5 protein-coding genes are annotated in these 2,833 nt (G+C 63.4%); 1 reads left to right on the forward strand and 4 read right to left on the reverse strand.

Features of this window, described 5'->3' with window-relative positions; all coding sequences use genetic code 11:
- Positions 1-492, reverse strand: a 492-nt coding sequence (locus EOD07_RS29295) for a transporter substrate-binding domain-containing protein (RefSeq protein WP_164772644.1), incomplete at its 3' end; no start/stop codon positions are given.
- 87 nt (positions 493-579) lie between these two features.
- Here EOD07_RS29295 and EOD07_RS38225 point away from each other — a divergent pair.
- Positions 580-1,203, forward strand: coding sequence for a DUF3011 domain-containing protein (locus tag EOD07_RS38225; protein ID WP_052468930.1), 624 nt, complete (start codon positions 580-582; stop codon positions 1,201-1,203).
- A gap of 50 nt (positions 1,204-1,253) precedes the next feature.
- Here EOD07_RS38225 and EOD07_RS29310 read toward each other — a convergent pair whose 3' ends face one another.
- The 3 genes from EOD07_RS29310 to EOD07_RS29320 form a co-directional block, all read right to left on the reverse strand.
- Positions 1,254-1,682, reverse strand: coding sequence for a GNAT family N-acetyltransferase (locus EOD07_RS29310; RefSeq protein WP_127237826.1), 429 nt, complete (start codon positions 1,680-1,682; stop codon positions 1,254-1,256).
- Positions 1,682-2,473, reverse strand: coding sequence for a molybdopterin-binding protein (locus EOD07_RS29315; RefSeq protein WP_127237827.1), 792 nt, complete (start codon positions 2,471-2,473; stop codon positions 1,682-1,684). Before EOD07_RS29315 ends, EOD07_RS29310 begins: the two co-directional genes overlap by 1 nt.
- A 1-nt stretch (position 2,474) precedes the next feature.
- The coding region (locus EOD07_RS29320) for a cytochrome b/b6 domain-containing protein (protein WP_127237828.1) at positions 2,475-2,833 on the reverse strand (359 nt) is incomplete at its 5' end.

Here is a 2,833-nt window from a genome sequence, read left to right on the forward strand (position 1 = left end):
CGGAAAGGCTTCCTTGGCTGCCGCCTCGTCCGTGGAATTGGACAGCACGGCGATCTTGTACCCCGGCGCCGTCAGCGCCCTTCCCGGCCTTTTGCCGAGGCTGGCGATCGAGGCCACCATGCGAATATCGGCGGTGCCGGTCGGATTGGAGAATACAACCTCGCGGGCGCGCTCAGGCGTGCTGGCATAGCCTGCGGCGATCAGATCGAAATCGCCCTTGAGCAGACGTGCCTTCAGGTCGTTCCACGGCACTTCGACCAGCTTCAGGTCGACGCCGAGATCGGATGCCAGCGCGCTGGTCAGGTCGACATCGTAGCCCGCGAATTTGCCATCCGCGTTCTTGAGGATCCATGGCGGGTTGAGCGCCACACCGACCGTCAGTGTCTTCTGGTCGATGACGCGCTTCAGGCTATCGTCCGCGTGGGCCGGCAATAACGCCAGCCAGGCAGAGAGAACAAGTATGATCGCCGCGACCATTTTGTTAGCGCGCATGAATATATCCTCGCTGCGGTTTGTCTGGTTGTAAGACTTACACAGAGGTGCCATTCTGTCGATAGCGAAACCAATTGGAGACTTGCGATGTCGGCGCGGATGGCGGTTACCGGTTCGACTATGTTCCTGGCCTGCCTCCTGGGCAATCCGACGCAATTGTCGCTGCTGCCCGATGCCGCGCAGGCCGCGGGTCCGATGCGCCTGGTCTGCTCAAGTTCCAACTATCGCTACTCCTATTGCGGGATCGACACGCGTGGCGGCGTGCAATTGACCAACCGGCTGTCGAAGTCGCGTTGCCAGTTCGGCACAAGCTGGGGCTATGACGGCGGCGGCATATGGGTGGACAAGGGCTGCTCGGCGCAATTCCTGGTTGCCGGCTCCGGCCGCGGGCCGTCTCCCTCCGGCCGCAGGCCTTCTCCTGGCGATGCGGCGGCCGCCATCATCGTCGGCGGTATCGTCGGCGCCATCCTCGACAACAATGACAGGCACGGCCGCCATTCGGACAATTACTATCCGAGGCCGAAGCCGCGCCGCGACGATCGATGGATCGATCCGACGCCGCAATTCGACAGGGACGGCAATCCCAATTTCGATACCCACGGCAACTATCAGGGATGCCACGGCATGGGCTGCATGGTGGACAATCCGGACGAGATGGGGGACGCGCCGCCCGAGCCGGGTCAAACCACTTTCGAAAGTTCGGACGATTGATCGCGTCGCAAAGCCGCGCAGGCTGAACGCCAGCCTCGTCCGGTCGCCGCCTATCGGGAACCGATCGTCTTGCAAAGGATGATGTTGGAATGGCCTTCGGGCCATCCGCTGAATTCGGCCATGCGCGCGAAACCGGCTTTTTCGTACAAGCCCGGCGCCTGGAAGTCGTGGGTCGAAACCCATATCCGCAGCGAGCCGCGCGCGGCGGCCTCCGCGACGAAGGCATCGAGCAGCTTCCTGCCGTGGCCAAGGCCTCGATAGGCCTCGTCGACCCACATCAGCTTGAGCTCGGCAATGCCGGCCCAGGAATAGCCGGCGGCGGCCCCGACGGCGTGTCCTTTTTCATCCCGCAGCGCAAAGACGAGGGCATGGTCGTCATCGCGCCCTGTGACACGCCGGTTGTCACCGTTGAGGTGTTCCTCGAAGGCACTGAGCTCGGCCGGCGCAAGATCGTGCTCGGCCTGCAGGCGAGGGGCCATCAAATCCCGCCATACCAGTCGTAGCCATTGTCCTCCCAATAGCCGCCGCGACCGCCGCCAACATTGGCGAAACCGTCGACCAGCTCGATCTTGGAAAGGTATTTCGGCATCTTGTAGCCAAGCTGGCGCTCGACCCGGACGCGCAGCGGCGCGCCGTTCTCGACCGGCAACGGCTTGCCGTTCAGGCCATAGGCCAGAATCGTCTGCGGATGGCAGGCGTCGATCAGGTCGATGGTGCCGTAATATTTGATGTCGCCGGACAGGCTTTGCTCGATCGTGTCGAGGCAGTGGAACATGACATAGCGCGCCTGCGGCTTGACCACAGCCTGGTCGAGCACCAGCGACAGCGGCGTGCCGGTCCACTTGGCGATGCAGCTCCAGCCTTCGACGCAGTCATGGCGCGTGATCTGCGTGCGGCTCGGCATGTTCTGCAACTGCTCGCGGGTCAGCGACAGCGGCTTCTCGACCAAGCCTGAAACCTCCAGGCGCCAGTCGGCGAAATTGTTGGCGAGCAGGCCCTTATAGGTGTCGTCGTCGGGCGCGGTGACGCCGTTCGGCCGTTGCGGCTGGCGGATGTCGGCTTCGGTGAATTCCGGCGCCAGCGCGTCGCGGCCGGCGAGCAGGCGCTGCGCGCGCCAGGTCAGGCCATTGGCGTTTTCGAGGAAGCTGCGCAAGCCGCCGCCGATGCCGAGACCGCTGTCGAAGGCATCGCAGCCGGACAGCGCGATGCCGGACAAGCCGAGGCTGCTGGCGGTCAAGAACTTGCGGCGGCTGATCTGGAATTTTGCCATGTCAGGCGCTCCTCTCGGTCGGCTGGTCGTGCTTTTCGGGCGGGTCGGTGCGGTACCAGCCGGTGATGATCGAACGCAGCTCGTTGATCGGGCCGGCGGCAAGGATCATCAGGATGTGGACGACGAAGAAAAGGACGAGCAGCACCATGACGGTGAAATGGATGGTGCGCGCCGTTTGCCTGCCGCCGAGGATTTCGTTGAGCCAGGGCAATACCGAATCCATGCTCGGCGACATTGCGAGGCCGGTGACGATCATCAGCGGCAGAGCCACGAAGAGCACGCCGCCATAGGCCATCTTCTGCAGCGTGTTGTATTCCCTCGTGTGGTGGAACTTCAGCTTCGCGTGATCGACGATGTCGC

This window comes from Mesorhizobium sp. M2C.T.Ca.TU.002.02.1.1, assembly GCF_003997225.1.

What these genes read in the sequence shown, in the direction of transcription:
- EOD07_RS38225 (WP_052468930.1), top strand. Translation starts at nt 580, where the DNA reads ATGTCGGCGCGGATGGCGGTTACCGGTTCGACTATGTTCCTGGCCTGC.
- EOD07_RS29310 (WP_127237826.1), bottom strand. Translation starts at nt 1,682, where the DNA reads ATGGCCCCTCGCCTGCAGGCCGAGCACGATCTTGCGCCGGCCGAGCTC.
- EOD07_RS29315 (WP_127237827.1), bottom strand. Translation starts at nt 2,473, where the DNA reads ATGGCAAAATTCCAGATCAGCCGCCGCAAGTTCTTGACCGCCAGCAGC.